Below are 14,415 nucleotides of genomic sequence, written 5' to 3'. Positions count from 1 at the left end.
GTATATATTAAAATATTTCTTTAAATTCTCCCCTATTATCTGCTGAATCTATTTCTACCCTTACAATAGCTACTGATAACTTAGAGGTTTCAGGAGTTGCAATTTCAATCTCTCTATCTTCCATTACGCAGGTTGCAAAATATTTAATTTCTCTATAATATCCATCTTCCTTATCAAGTTCAATGTCAAACTTTTCTCCCTGATTTTCATGTACTGTTACTTTTCCATTTTCAAATATTAAGTTTCCCTTTTCAAAATTAACCCTATAAATTTGTCTAAAACCATAGCCTCCGTTTAAGGTCCAGTCATCTTGAGCATTAACTACTTTATCATCCTTAAATAAATAGTTAGTTGAGACAGCATCATAGCCGCTTTCCTTTGCTACTACCTTTCCTAAAGAAGATACTTTTTCTGGCTTTCCAAATAACCAACTTATTGTATCTACATCATGAATATGCTGATCTAACATAGCACCACCGCTTTTTTCTTTCTTTAAAAGCCAATTTTCAAAGGACCATATAGGGGTAGTACCTCCTCTAAAAAAATATGCACAAGTCACTTCTCCTAGCTTTTTATTGTCTACATAATCTTTCAGCACAACATAGGCAGGTTCAAATCTTAAACACTGTCCTATCATAAGTTTTTTATTATTCTTCTTTGCAGCATCTATCATACTTTGGCATTCTTGAACATTAAGAGCCATAGGCTTTTCGCATAATACATGCAATCCCTTATTTAATGCCTTTATGGTAGCTTCAGCATGAAGATATGTAGGAAGTGCTATGTCTACATAATCTAACTCTTCTTTTTCTAACATTTCATCCATATTTGTATATAACCTATACTTGGATAAATCATATTTTGATTTTCCTACTTCTAGATTTCCCTCTACAGCTTTTCCTTTAAGCTTACTCTCATCCACATCACATATAGCTACAAGTTCTACAGGGAACCCTTCCTTTTCTAATTGTTGATATTTAGCTAAATGACCTCCTCCCATAAAACCTAATCCTATAATTCCTACCTTTAACATAATAGAATCCTCCTTGCTAAAATTTTATGATTTTATCTAAAGCACTTTTAGTACTATATAATATACCCTCTTTACAATATTTATAGGGAGACATTTCTGCAGTTAAATAATCATCATACCCTATATTTCTAAGGGCTTTTACTACAGCAGGAAAATTAACATCTCCGCTTAATAAATCTACAAATCCATTTATGTTTCCAACACTTCTTTTAAAATCCTTTACATGAACCTTCTTTATTCTTTTGCCAAGTATATTTATCCACTGTTCTGGATATCCTATGTTAACTACATTGCCCACATCAAAATATACCCCCACATAGTCACTATTAATTTCATCAATAAAATTTTTCATTTCCATTGGAGATAATAAAAATTTATTCCAAACATTTTCTAGAGCTATATTTACTTTGTACTCTTCAGCATAAGATTTTAAATTTTTAAAAGCTTCTAAGGATAATTCATATGCTTTTTCATAACTAACTACTTGAAAGTTCTGTATAAAATCTACACCCACTGCTCCTGGAACCACTAAAATAGATGATGCTCCTAAAATTGAAGCAGTTTCAATTTGTTTTTTAACTATATCACAAGCTTTTTCCCTTACAGCCTTATCTGGACTAGTAATAGAGTACTTCCAATACAATCCACTAGCTAAACTATGAAGATGAATACCCTCTTCTATAGAATGTTTTTTTATCTCTAACAATTCATTTTTTCTGCTGTTTAAACTTATTTCACCTTCCTCATCTAAGGCAAGCTCTAAACCATTAAAGCCTACTTTTTTTGCTAAATCCATACATTCCTTAATAGAATTGTATTTACTAAAAGACCATATATTAATTCCCGTTTTCACCCTATCAGCTCCTTTTTGTATCTATATATAATAATACATAGTTTTGTAAACATTTACTTTGTAATATAAGTCAGAATTTTTGTACATTTTGTCATTTATTTAAAACTATAGCTTTTAGTAATGCTATAATTTTAAATCTTTCCAGCGGTGTTATGAACCAAAAAAACAAGCTATGAATTAGTCTTCATAACTTGTTCTTATCAAGTGATTCTAAGCTTCAGATGGAGTTTGCTTAAAAGGAATATGCCTCCATCTGAAGCTTAGAAGAACTTATCCAGAAGCTAGGGCTGATTATCCCGCCACTTGAAGAAGTGGGGGTATTAGGAGCGGTTTGCTATAGGATAAGTTCCTTATGGACATTATATTATTACTAGTTTATTTTCTCTAATAGCCTCATCCGCTATAAAGCTAAGTTCAAAAGCTTTTTCTACATCAAATATAGTTGGATAAGCATCTTCATCATTCTCAATCATATGGATGAGTTTATTAAATTGTATGTCCGTCGGCTTTCTATTACTATCTACATTTATGATTTCATATTTATTTTCAGGATACTTATAATATTCTATGAGATCCCCTTCTTCTTTGTTATCAGTGCGATCTCTTTTATAAGTAAGGGTTATCCTGCCCTTAGGACCAATAAACTCCTTTATATTTTGTGCCTTAATAGTGTTCCCCCATCCAGCCTCGTAAAAAGCCACTGAATTATCCGTAAAAGTCAAATTTATCATACCATAATTATACTTATTCTTAGGAATATCCTCTTCTGTTCTTTGACAAATTCCACTTATACTTTTAACCTCTGCTCCTGTTACCCACCTCATAATGTCAATATAATGTATTCCACAATCTATAATAGGAGAAGTTTCCTCTATAAGCTTTTTATATTTAGGCCAATCTTTTGTATGATGATTTTGCACCATTCTCATGATAATGGGAGTCCCTAAAACCCCTTCTGCTATCATATCTTTTATTTTGTTATAAGATTCATTGTGCCTTAAAATATGTCCAACCAATACCTTGCTTTTACTACTTCTAACAAGCTTTATAAATTCTTTTCCTTCTTCATAGCTAGAAGCAATAGGTTTTTCACAAATAACATGTTTTCCCCACTTAATACAATCTTCAAGTATAGGAAGATGAGTAGAAGGGTAGGTAGCAATTATAAATATATTTACTTTATCATTTTTCAAATAACTTTTATAATCATTACTATAAGACTCTGCTCCATACATCTTAGCAAATAGCTTTGCTTTTTCTTCATCTATATCTATAACTCCAACAACTTTAACATTATCTTTATAATAAATATTTTTTATGTGTTCTTTCCCCATATGTCCACACCCAATAAGGACAACACCATATTTTTTATTCATATTTTACCTCCAAACTATACATTCATCTATGTATTTTTACAGTAATCAAAAATAATGTATAATTAAACATAATAATACTTACATATAATCTTACTAATATTATAAAGCAAATAAAAAAGTCTTTCTTTATCATAAATGTCATTATTTTTGTATAATTTGTCGCTATATTTATAGCCTATCAATAAGGAGGTTTTTCAATTAATGCAATTAAACGATACCAACAATTATAAATTGCTTCCTTTAAAAGAATTAATACGCATTGATAAAATAGTTACCATTCATTACTTTGAATTTGAAAAAAATTATTGTTTCTCTGGAGAAGTTCATGAGTTTTGGGAATTTTTATATGTTGATAAAGGTGAGGTGGAAATTTTAGCAGGGGATAAAGGTTATAAACTTCAACACGGAGATATAGTTTTTCATCCACCAAATGAGTTTCATAGCGTAAAAGCTAACGGCATAACCGCTCCAAATATAATGGTAGTAAGTTTTACTTGTAACAATAAATCTATGAGTTATTTTAAAAATAACAAAATTTTAAGTTTATCAAATTTTCAAATCGAAATCTTAGGTAAACTTTTTTGGGAAGGACAAAATACCTTCGAAACAAATTTAAATTCAGGTTATAAAGAACTAGTAAAAAAAGAAAACTCTGATATGTTTGCCTCTGAGCAACTGATAAAGTTGTATTTAGAATTATTTCTAATTGATATTATAAGAAGTAATACTCAAAATGAAAACTGCTCTAGAATTGATAATGTAGTAAAAGAAAATATGGAAAATAATATAGTAAATGAAATAATTAGCTTTATGGAGAAAAACCTTTATAACAATTTAACTTTTGATTTAATATGCGAAAACTTTTTTATTGGTAAAACTCATTTAAAAACTATATTTAAAAAAACAACCAATGAAAGTGTAATGGCTTATTTTCAGCAAATGAAAATATCAGAAGCAAAGAAACTTATAAGAGAATCACATTATAACTTTTCTCAAATTGCTAGTAAGCTAGGATATGAATCTATACATTATTTTTCAAGGTGCTTTAAAAAGTCCACTGGTATGACTCCTTCAGAATATGCTACCTCCATAAAGTCTCGAATAAGAGATGATACATCTTCTGAAGGTAGTAAGACTAGTAAAAGTACTATTAAAATATAAAACAGAAGTCTTAAGGAAAAAATATATTTTTTCTTAAGACTTCTTTATTTTTTATTGTGTATTTTCTTAAATATTTAATCCTATGATTAAATATTTATAAGAGTTCCTTATACTTTTTCTATATAACTCATTACAAATACAAACTCCCTATAAGTTCAGTATTTGCTAAAGGTAATCCTTCCATAGGATTCATATGATTTTCCAATAGAATCTTTATACCTCTTTCAACGAAATTAACCGCTGTTATAAGGCTTTCTTCCATACTGCAGCCCTGAAGAATTTTCGCAAATAGCACTGAAGTAAAAGCATCCCCAGTACCGGGATAGGATCCTGAAATCTTTTCTCTGGAAATTTCAAATATCACTTCATCTTCACGGTTATAGCTATAAGTGGAAATTTTATCACCTTTAGGCACAGAGGTTATAACCACATATTGAGGCCCAAGTTTGCTAAGCTCTACTAAGCAATTTTTAATTTCATCCTTATCCATACTTGTACAATAAGGTATGTCCAAAAGCAGACACGCCTCCGTTAAGTTAGGAGTTATTATATCAGCTCTTTGGACGAGGCTTCTCATTCCTTGTAAATTTATATCTTTCATAAAGGAGTACAAGCTTCCGTTATCCCCCATAATAGGATCAAATACTGTAAGGGTTTCTTCTCTTATAAATGCATCTAAAAAATTATGAGCATTTTCTATCTGTTTTGCAGAGGTAAAGAGTCCTAAGTATATCCCTTGAAAAGATAGATTAAGCTCATTCCAATGTTTTGTATATTCACTCATAAACTCGGTGTTATCTTGCTTTTTTATGCCTTTAAAACCTCCATGAGTAGTAAAAAATGCTGTGGGAATAGGATTAACTTCCACACCCAATCTATATAATATAGGGATAATATTCATAAGGGCTGCTCCCCCATAGGAAGCCAAATCATGAATTACAGCTGCTCTCTTTCGCATTTCTAGAACTCCTTTCCTCTGTAGTATAAGTAATAATTAATAAGTAAAAAGTAAGAGTGAATAGTTACAAAACATCAAGTGATTCCTAACTTCAGGTGGAGTTTACCTCTTACTTCTTACTTCAACTTACATTTTAGCCTTTTTTATAGCTGGTACAATTTGGTGCTAATATAATGGATACAACTATACCAATTGCAGAGGTTATCAAGTTTAACAAAAAATATAATAATATACTAATGACAATTAGCTTAGCTTTTCTAATTCACTGCAAACAAAATCCATAAGTTCCTTTATTATATTCTCTGAAAAATCGAATTCAATACCCATGGCTTTATATAGCTGTGGTAAGGACTTTGAAGAACCTAGTGATAATGCTTCTTTATACTTTTCTATAGCCATCTTAGGATCTTTTTTATAGTTTCTCCAAAGCTGCACTGCCCCTAATTGTGCTATGGCATATTCAATATAGTAGAAAGGCACCTCATATATATGAAGTTGTTTCTTCCACATATGTTTAAGCTCCTCTTCATAGCCTGACCAATCTACAAAGGCTTCACTAAATTCTGAGGCTATTTCTGCAAATTTATCATTTCTCATCTCTGAGGTGGCTGTAGGATTGCTATAAAGCCAGTGCTGGAATTTATCCACCACCATTACCCATATTACAGTTTTTAGTATATCTTCTAAATGATTTATTTCTGCTCTTTTTAATTCTTCTTGATTTTTGTAAAACTCCTGCCACTTGTCCATAGAAAGAAGTTCCATTCCCATGCTGGCAACTTCAGCTATTTCACTAGGGTTATTGGTGTAATTCAGAGCTTTTTGACTCTTGCAAAGCATATCATGCACTGAGTGCCCACTTTCATGTACGAGGGTAGTTAAATCCCCATGACTATTTGCTTCATTCATAAATATAAAAGGAAGTTCAGTTATAGGAAGATATGTGCAGAATCCTCCTGGAGACTTAGCTTTTCTGCTTTTTAAGTCTAATGTCTTTCCATCTTTCATACTTTTCAATACGTTATAAAAATATTCGTCTGTATTTTTTAACATATTTAGAACGCCTTCAATTAATTCTTCTGTAGTTTCATAAGGTCTTAAAGGTTTCTGACCTTTTAGTACTGCTAAAGTATCCCAAGGCTTATAGCTATCTACTCCTAGATCCTTTTTATGTTTTTCTTGGATTTTTTCCCATAGAGGTACTACACATTTTTTAACAGACTCATGGAAAGTAACGCAATCCTTTGGGGTATAATCAAATCTTTCTAACTCTTTAAATTTGTATTCCACATAATCTTTACAGCCGGCATTTTCAGCTATTTTATGCCTTATGCTAATTAAGTTATCCATAATGTCATCTAGAGCATCCACATCTTTAAGTCTTCTATCATTTATAGCTTTCCAAGCTTCTTCTCTTATACCTCTATGAGAATCTTTAAGATACACGCTCATTTCAGGTAAAGTCTTTTCTTCTCCTTGCCACATCACTGTCATGTTTCCAGTGATGTCAAAGTATTTAGTAGTATACTTACTTTCTTCTACCCCTAGATCGATATTTTCTTCTCTAAAAAGCTCAATGGAATTCTTAGTTCTTTTAATCATTAATTCATAATATTCTCCAATACTATCTCTAAACTCATTGTTATAAAACATTTTGTCTAAAAGATTATCATACTTTTCTATAATAGGAGAAAGTATCTCTTGATCATATTGAAATCTCTTTTTATACTCTTCATTATCATTGTAACTGTTAAAATTAATATAGTCCCTGTCCATAACTTCTCTAATATGTCGAGTAACCTCATCTCTTTCCTCCAACCACATTACTAGGTCTTGGGAAGTGTTTATTTTTCTAGAAAGTAACTCCTTAAAAGCTTCCTCTAAAAACCCTGGTTTATTCATTTCATAAAGCCCAACTTTTGCTTTTTCCACTAAAGAACTACTCATTGTCATACCTCTTTTCTTTATTTACATATTTTTAAAATTATTCCTATAGATATTTATTCCACATATTTTTAATTCTTCCTTCAAAATTAAATAAAATCCCTGAAAAAGCATGTATTTATCATTACCCATTGAATCATATAGAAAGTTTTCAAGTTCTTCCTGGAAAGCTTGTCTTCTATTTATATCATTAAATACAAAACTAATATATAAATTTTCATCCTAAGAATAACCTTTAATATCAAGTGATTCTTAGCTTCAGGTGGAGTTTGCTTAAAAGGAATACTTTACTCTATATGAAGCTTAGAAGAACTTATCCAGGAGCTTACGCTCATTATCCCACCACTTGAAGAAGTGGTGGGATAATGAGCGTAAGCTATCGGATAAAATGCCTTAAAGATTATTTTTTATATTCTTAAAAAGCTGCTTGAATCAACAGCATTACCGCTGCAAAAGCTGCTACATATCCCATAAGCGGGAGTATAAATTTCAGCCATTTATCGTAAGTTATATCTACTAAAGCTAAGGTTGCCAATATAAGCCCTGTAGGGGTTATAAATGCGATAAGACCTTGCCCATACTGATAGGAACTCACTATAACATCTCTAGAAAGCCCCACAGCATCTGCTAAGGGTGCCATAATGGGCATAGCCAGTACTGCTAAGCCTGAGGATGATGGTATAAAGAATCCAAGTACTATAAAAATTAAAAGCATAAATATTATAAATATGCTGGAATTCATACCTTGTACTGCATTAGAAGAATAATGAAGTATGGTATCAGATATCAAACCTTTATCCATTATTATATTTATAGCTCTTGCTACCCCCACAATAAGAGCCACTCCTACTAAGTCTGCAGCACCAGCTATAAACTTTTCCACAAATCTTTTCTCTCCCATTCCAGAAATAAAACCAAGCACTATAGCAACAAATAAGAATAAACCCGTCATTTCTGTAAACCACCACTGCTGAGTGGAAACTCCCCAGGTCATTACCACGAAGGTTAGACCGAATATTATAAGCATTAGCTTTCTTCTAAGAGTAAATTCCAGAATATTTTTCGGATCATAATCTTTAAGAAATTTTTCCTTGATTTCATCTCTTTCATTATATATCAATGATCTTGAAGGATCATTTTTAATATTCTTTCCATACTTAGTGATATACCAAATAGTTAAAGCGGTGGCCACTATAAGTCCTATAAGCCTCATAGACAACCCTTCTGTAAAAGCTATCCCCGCGGCATTGGACGCAATAACAGAAGAAAAGGGATTTACTGTAGAAAACATAGTACCAATGGATGAGCCCATATAAAGTGCGGCGATACAAACAATAGCATCATATCCTGCCGCCACAAATACGGGTATGAGTATTGGATAAAGGGCTATAGTTTCTTCTGCTAATCCAAAGGTAGTACCACCTAAGGAGATCAATACAGTAACTACTACTATAAGAAGAAATTCTTTTCCTTTAGTAGCTCTAGAAAGTGCCGCTATGCCTGCATCAAAAGCACCGGTGTTATTTAAAATGCCAATAACTCCTCCAATTATTAATAAGAATACAATAATATCTACAGTATCATATACCCCTTTAATAGGAGCTTGCAAAACTTCTATAAATCCTTGCGGATTACTTTTAACTTCTTCATAAGTTCCAGGAATAGCTACTGGTTTATTTATACTTTCATCTTGGAATTTTCCCACATCTACTTTAACCCCTAATTTATTAAGGGTGCCCTGGCTAGCTGGAAGTTCTTCTTGTGAGCCATCCGGCTTTGTAACTACAAATGCTTTCTTGTTAGCTTCATACTTTAGCTTTGCATAAGAACCTGAAGGTATTATGTAGGTTAAAATCGCTGCAAAAATCAAAACTATAAATAAAACTGTAAATGCTGTAGGAAAATCTCCTTTTCTTTTTGCCATACTTAACCCCTCCTTATTATTATCCTTTGATTATTTTGACAATATTATACTGCAATGAAATCTTCTTTTTACTGTAATAATCAAAGCTTTACAAAAAGTATCCACAATATTAATACCTACATAAACTTTATGGCTTTATAATAATATAAGTCCTTGTATAGAATCTTATAGATAATTTAACGCTAAGTAATTTATGGCTTTAGGATTTATATTTATTTGTGTACGAATTTATATTTATCTGTGCATGAATGTATACTTATTTGTGCATGAATGTATACTTATTTGTACATGAATGTATACTTATTTGTGCATAAATTTATATTAAATGCAGAAAATAACCATTAAGTGATTCTTACCTCCAGATGCACTTACTTAAAAGGAATATCCTCTCCAGCTGAAGCTTAGAAGAACTTATCCAAGAGCTTAGCGCTCATTATCCCACCAATTGAATAAACTGGGGTGATTAGGAGCCGTCAGCTATCGGATAAATTATGGATAAATAATATTCATTTTTATTTAAAAGTTTGTACATTGACTGAAAAAGCATTATGTATTATTTTAATATTAATACAATAATTATCTATTAGTTGTATTTATTAACAAATTATTATTATATTAAAAGGAGGAATTTATCATGGAAATGGGTATAATAGCATGGATTATTTTAGGAGCACTGTCCGGATGGATAGCTAGTATGATTACTGGTAACGATGCTCGCATGGGTGCAGTTGCAAACATAATAGTTGGTATAATTGGTGCATTTATTGGGGGACTAATATTTAGATTCCTCGGAGGACAAGGAGTTACAGGTTTTAACATATGGAGTGCTTTAGTATCTATAGTCGGTGCAGTAGTACTTCTTCTAATTGTTAATGCCATTAGAAAATAAATAAAAGGGTGCCAAGCGCGTGATAGATGGCATATGTTTTTACATATGTCACCTTTTTTGTCACATGCTTAGCACCCTATTTAAATTGTCCTTTTCTTTTTAATAAAGGATATTCCAACCCCTAAAAATAACATTCCTACTAATATAAATATTTTGTTATCTAATATTGCTCCAGTTTTGGGTAAATTGTCTATGGATTCCTTATTTGAATCATCTTTAGGAGCTCCATTGTCACCATTATCGCTATCTTCTGGGTCCTTAGCCCCACCGTTTCCATTGTTGTTATCAGTATTCTCCTGAGAGTCTTCTGATACTTTAACTAATACTGTTGCTTTGTATCCACCCTGGTTAGTCATAACTGTAATTACTGCTTGACCTTTTCCTAGAGCTTTAACTACACCATTCTCATCTACTGTAGCTACCTCAGCATTATTAGTTTCCCATCTTAAAGTTTTGTCTTCTGCATCTTCTGGAGATACTTCAGCTATTAATTTCTCAGTTTCACCAATCTTCATGTTTAATTCTTCTTTATAAACCTTTACACCATTCACTGGAATTAACACATTAACTTTTATGGTATTTGATTCTACTGTATTTCCATTTAACGTAACCCTTACTTTAATATCTGTTTCTCCAACATTCTTTCCTATAAACTTGCCATTTTCCAAGGATATTATAGATTCCTCAGAGATAACATATTCTATCTTTGCAGAATTTAAATTTGCTTTCAATCCATTGGAGAGTAAAGCGTCTACATTTAGATTAAAGTTACTTCCTAAGTACACCTTTTCCTGAGATAAAGATAATTTTACCTCTGCTAGCGGTACTGGCAGCTTCATTAATTTTGTGCCTGCGCCATAGTATACACTTCCATCTTGTCCAATAGTCATAAGGTTAACAGTATCCTTTACAAGAGTCTTGTAATTCATGGTTTTAGTATCCACTACTGTAAGCTTCTTTCCTACTGTAGTGTACATCAAGCCATCTTTATCCCATCTGATATAATAAGGTCTAAATCCTGAGTTTTGAGTAGCTCCTGGATATAGTTGTTTGCTTTTTACTACTTCTAGAGTGTCAGGATTCATAGCGAATATTGTGCCATCTATACCTGTAGCAGCCCATAAAAGCCCATCTGGTCCAAAGGATAGTGAACCTATAAATTTAGGTGTAGAGCTAATACCTGGTATTTTAGGTGTCACTTCCTTTATTTTCTTACCTGTAGCTTCATCTACAATAATTACTTTAGCTTCAGTGGCTGTAGGGGTAGAGCCTAATCCCCCATCTACTGCTGAACTAGCATATATTTTTCCATCCTTATACGCAATACCAACAATACTTTGATCTTGTACAATATTCCTATTTACAGATACATTTTTTACATTTCCCTGGGAGTCTTCTTCATATATTGATAAAGCTCCACCTAATTGTCCATAACCCGGAAAGGTTCCTATAAACAACTTATTGTTAGCATTTACCATAACAAAGGGTCTATCTTGATCTTCTTCCATATCATAAGCTACCCCAGGATTACCTAGGCTATCTTCCCTATAGTTGAAAGGTTTTCTAGGGTCATACTTATAAATAACCGCTCCTCCGTAGGTTCCAAAGTATGCATTTCCATTCATAAAGCCCATGCCTTCTGGCTGATGGAAGGTAGGCATATTATATAGGTGTTTTTCTGTTATAGTGTCGTAAATACTAGCACCTCTCATATATCCACCTATATAAAGCTGGCCTTCTGGGCTAATTTCTAAGGACTGCATAGCTACACCTTGAGCTGGAACCTCAGGATATATCATGTTAAACCAGCCATCCTCTGGATGATAAAATATACTGTCCGTATATGCTGCCATAGCTACTAGAACCTTCTGTCCTTTTTTAGGTCCAGAATTTAGAGTTATCCAGCTCATGTTTTTAAACCCTGTGCTAGGTAATGGAGGTATATTTTCTATCTCCTTAGACTCATTGGTTTTTAAATTGTATGAAAATAATTTGGTTTTGCCTGCCTTATAGTACACTAAATCCGGATTATAAGGAGACTTTGTAGATATCTTCCCATCAAAAGGCATAGCATTAATAAAGTCAAAGGTTTTCTCGTCAAAGATAAAGAGCTTTGTGCCAGTGCTAGCTAGAATTTTTCCACCTTCCACCACCACTTCTGAGAACATGTTTGGAACATCTTGTCCAGTGATTGATTTATCTACAGGAATCTCTTTCTTCTCACCAGTTTTTAAGCTATATTGTATTATAGAGCCTTTTACTCCTCCAACTCCTGCATATAAATATTCTCCAGATAATCCAAGACCTCTTACATATTCAGCCCCCTCTTTCATCTCTCCTAGATCTTTAAAAGTTTTTGAAGCTATATCAAACTCGAAGACCTTACCATTTGCACCTTTTACATAGCTTGCCATATAAACTTTCCCATCATTGCTTGCCTTAATATCCCAAATATGCTTATGGGCTACCGGTCCATACTCCACAATCTTTTTTTCCTTAGTAAGATAGGAGTAAAGCTTGCCATTAGTAGTTCCTGCAAAATATACATTGCCATCAGAAGCTGTGGACATAGCCCACACCACATCTAATCCAGGTAATGCTTGAGAATAACCCTTCTTTCCAGTTTCAGCATTTACCGCATAAAAAGTGGCTGGTTGTCCGTTAATAGCAAAATACTGCTCATTGTTTCCTTGATTATCTTTTGCATAGGCAGCTCCTTGAGAAAGAGGAACTTGAACCGCTTCCCCTAAGTCTATAGCTTTCTCAAAATTAACATTTACAGGCTGATCCACAGCAGCAGCCTGCTTAAATATTACATCATCGCAGTAAGCAGTGCTTATGCCTGAAGCTCCCATATAAAACCAAACTTCCGCTGATATAGCGCCTTCTGGCGCTTGCACTTCCACAAGGGAATCTGACCAAGTATTAAGAGTGTTTGCTAATATACTTGGCTCAGCAAGAACCTTTTTATCTTTATCAAAAAACTTAACATACATTCTTACACTGGCCTTAGATACATAAACTTTTGCAGAAACTGCATATTTTTCACCTGCTACCACAGGTACAGCATCGCTTAACACCCCAACTGATGCCTTATTATTTTCATCAGTAATTTTTATACTGTATTTGCCACTATACTTTTTCTCCTCAGAAATTTCCACAGAAACATTATCTGATAATATCTCAGGAAAAGTCCTCCATCCTGGAATTTTGTTATCTACTACTGCTTCCTCAAAATTAGAATTTTTTAATAGAGAGTTGTTGTTAGATGCTTCTCTATTAGAAGATATAATTAAAGGTTTTGGAACACTTACTTCTGCTGACACCTTTATTGACGTAGCCATAGAAGTAGTAAGGCTTAGAGCTAATAACCAGTTAATTGCTATTTTGAATCTTCTCTGAAACATTAAGGTCCTCCTTGAATATATACTTGTGTATAAAATTTATTTTGGTGCCAGTGGAGTGACAAGTGATATAAGCAGACATTGAAATCTACGATTTGGTGTGGAGAAGAAGTTTCCTTTATACAAAAATAAGTCACTTACCACGTGCTTGTTACCCTCTTTATTTCCTTATAGCCTCTACAAATCTCCTGGTTATGTCTGAAGGCCTTGTAATAGCTGTTCCTACTACCACTGCATGGGCTCCTCTTCTTAGAGCTTCCACCGCATCTTCTCTTGTCCAAATCTTACCTTCTGCAATAATAGGGACTTCAGTATCCCTGCTTAATCTTTCTATAAGTTCAAAATCAGGATTTTCTCCCTTTTTGCTATATGGAGTATAGCCGGATAAGGTAGTGGATACTATGTCAAATCCCAGCTTCCATGCTTTTATACCTTCTTCATAGGTGGAAACATCCGCCATTATAAGCTGATTAGGATATTTTGAACGTATTTGAGAAACAAATTCGTCCAATGTTACATTTGAAGGTCTTAATCTATCAGTAGCATCCAATGCTATTATTTCTACAGTAGCCTGTACTAGTTCATCTATTTCTTTCATAGTTGGAGTTATATATATTTCTGAATCATCATAATCTCTTTTAACAATTCCTAATATAGGTAGCTTTACTGCTTTTTTTATTTCTACAATATCTTCATAGCTATTGGCACGTATGGCTATAGCGCCACCTATTTCTGCTGCATAAGCCATCTTAGACATTATATAGGATGAATGTAGCGGCTCATGTTCCAAAGCTTGGCAGGATACAATTATTCCTCCCTTTAAACTTTCTATTATATGGTTCATATGTTAATTTACCTCCTGTTCATAATTGA

At 32.9% G+C, this 14,415-nt stretch carries 10 protein-coding genes; 2 read left to right on the top strand and 8 right to left on the bottom strand.

Features of this window, described 5'->3' with window-relative positions:
* Positions 1–7: 7 nt before the first annotated feature.
* The 3 genes from BUA82_RS08265 to BUA82_RS08255 all read right to left on the bottom strand — a co-directional run bounded on the left by BUA82_RS08265 (position 8) and on the right by BUA82_RS08255 (position 3,262).
* Entirely contained in the window at positions 8–1,033 is a 1,026-nt protein-coding gene (locus tag BUA82_RS08265) for a Gfo/Idh/MocA family protein (protein ID WP_073006535.1), read from the bottom strand.
* A gap of 16 nt (positions 1,034–1,049) precedes the next feature.
* Positions 1,050–1,886: a sugar phosphate isomerase/epimerase family protein gene (locus BUA82_RS08260; protein WP_073006533.1), complete on the bottom strand. Its 837-nt coding sequence runs from the start codon at positions 1,884–1,886 to the stop codon at positions 1,050–1,052.
* A gap of 359 nt (positions 1,887–2,245) precedes the next feature.
* Complete coding sequence (locus tag BUA82_RS08255) at positions 2,246–3,262, bottom strand: Gfo/Idh/MocA family protein (RefSeq protein ID WP_073006531.1); 1,017 nt, start codon at positions 3,260–3,262, stop codon at positions 2,246–2,248.
* A 201-nt stretch (positions 3,263–3,463) separates the two neighbouring features.
* Between BUA82_RS08255 and BUA82_RS08250 the strand changes: the two genes are divergently transcribed.
* Entirely contained in the window at positions 3,464–4,423 is a 960-nt protein-coding gene (locus BUA82_RS08250; RefSeq protein ID WP_073006528.1) for an AraC family transcriptional regulator, read from the top strand.
* 130 nt (positions 4,424–4,553) lie between these two features.
* Here the strand turns inward: BUA82_RS08250 and BUA82_RS08245 are convergent, their stop codons facing one another.
* From BUA82_RS08245 to BUA82_RS08235, 3 genes are all read right to left on the bottom strand, one after another.
* Entirely contained in the window at positions 4,554–5,381 is an 828-nt protein-coding gene (locus BUA82_RS08245) for a pyridoxamine kinase (protein WP_073006526.1), read from the bottom strand.
* A 243-nt stretch (positions 5,382–5,624) separates the two neighbouring features.
* Positions 5,625–7,328, bottom strand: coding sequence for a M3 family oligoendopeptidase (locus tag BUA82_RS08240; protein ID WP_073006524.1), 1,704 nt, complete (start codon positions 7,326–7,328; stop codon positions 5,625–5,627).
* A 412-nt stretch (positions 7,329–7,740) separates the two neighbouring features.
* Complete coding sequence (locus BUA82_RS08235) at positions 7,741–9,249, bottom strand: YfcC family protein (RefSeq protein ID WP_073006521.1); 1,509 nt, start codon at positions 9,247–9,249, stop codon at positions 7,741–7,743.
* A gap of 634 nt (positions 9,250–9,883) precedes the next feature.
* Between BUA82_RS08235 and BUA82_RS08230 the strand changes: the two genes are divergently transcribed.
* Complete coding sequence (locus tag BUA82_RS08230) at positions 9,884–10,138, top strand: GlsB/YeaQ/YmgE family stress response membrane protein (protein WP_479723160.1); 255 nt, start codon at positions 9,884–9,886, stop codon at positions 10,136–10,138.
* A gap of 80 nt (positions 10,139–10,218) precedes the next feature.
* Here the strand turns inward: BUA82_RS08230 and BUA82_RS08225 are convergent, their stop codons facing one another.
* Together BUA82_RS08225 and BUA82_RS08220 are read right to left on the bottom strand one after the other, a co-directional pair.
* Positions 10,219–13,545 (bottom strand): Ig-like domain-containing protein, encoded by a 3,327-nt coding sequence (locus BUA82_RS08225; protein WP_073006519.1) that lies wholly within the window; start codon positions 13,543–13,545, stop codon positions 10,219–10,221.
* Positions 13,546–13,702: 157 nt separating this feature from the next.
* Complete coding sequence (locus tag BUA82_RS08220) at positions 13,703–14,386, bottom strand: N-acetylmannosamine-6-phosphate 2-epimerase (RefSeq protein ID WP_073006516.1); 684 nt, start codon at positions 14,384–14,386, stop codon at positions 13,703–13,705.
* Positions 14,387–14,415 lie beyond the last annotated feature (29 nt).

This window comes from Clostridium amylolyticum (genome assembly GCF_900142075.1).
Classification (GTDB): domain Bacteria; phylum Bacillota; class Clostridia; order Clostridiales; family Clostridiaceae; genus Clostridium_AA; species Clostridium_AA amylolyticum.
This window is presented reverse-complemented; position numbering and strand designations above follow the sequence as displayed.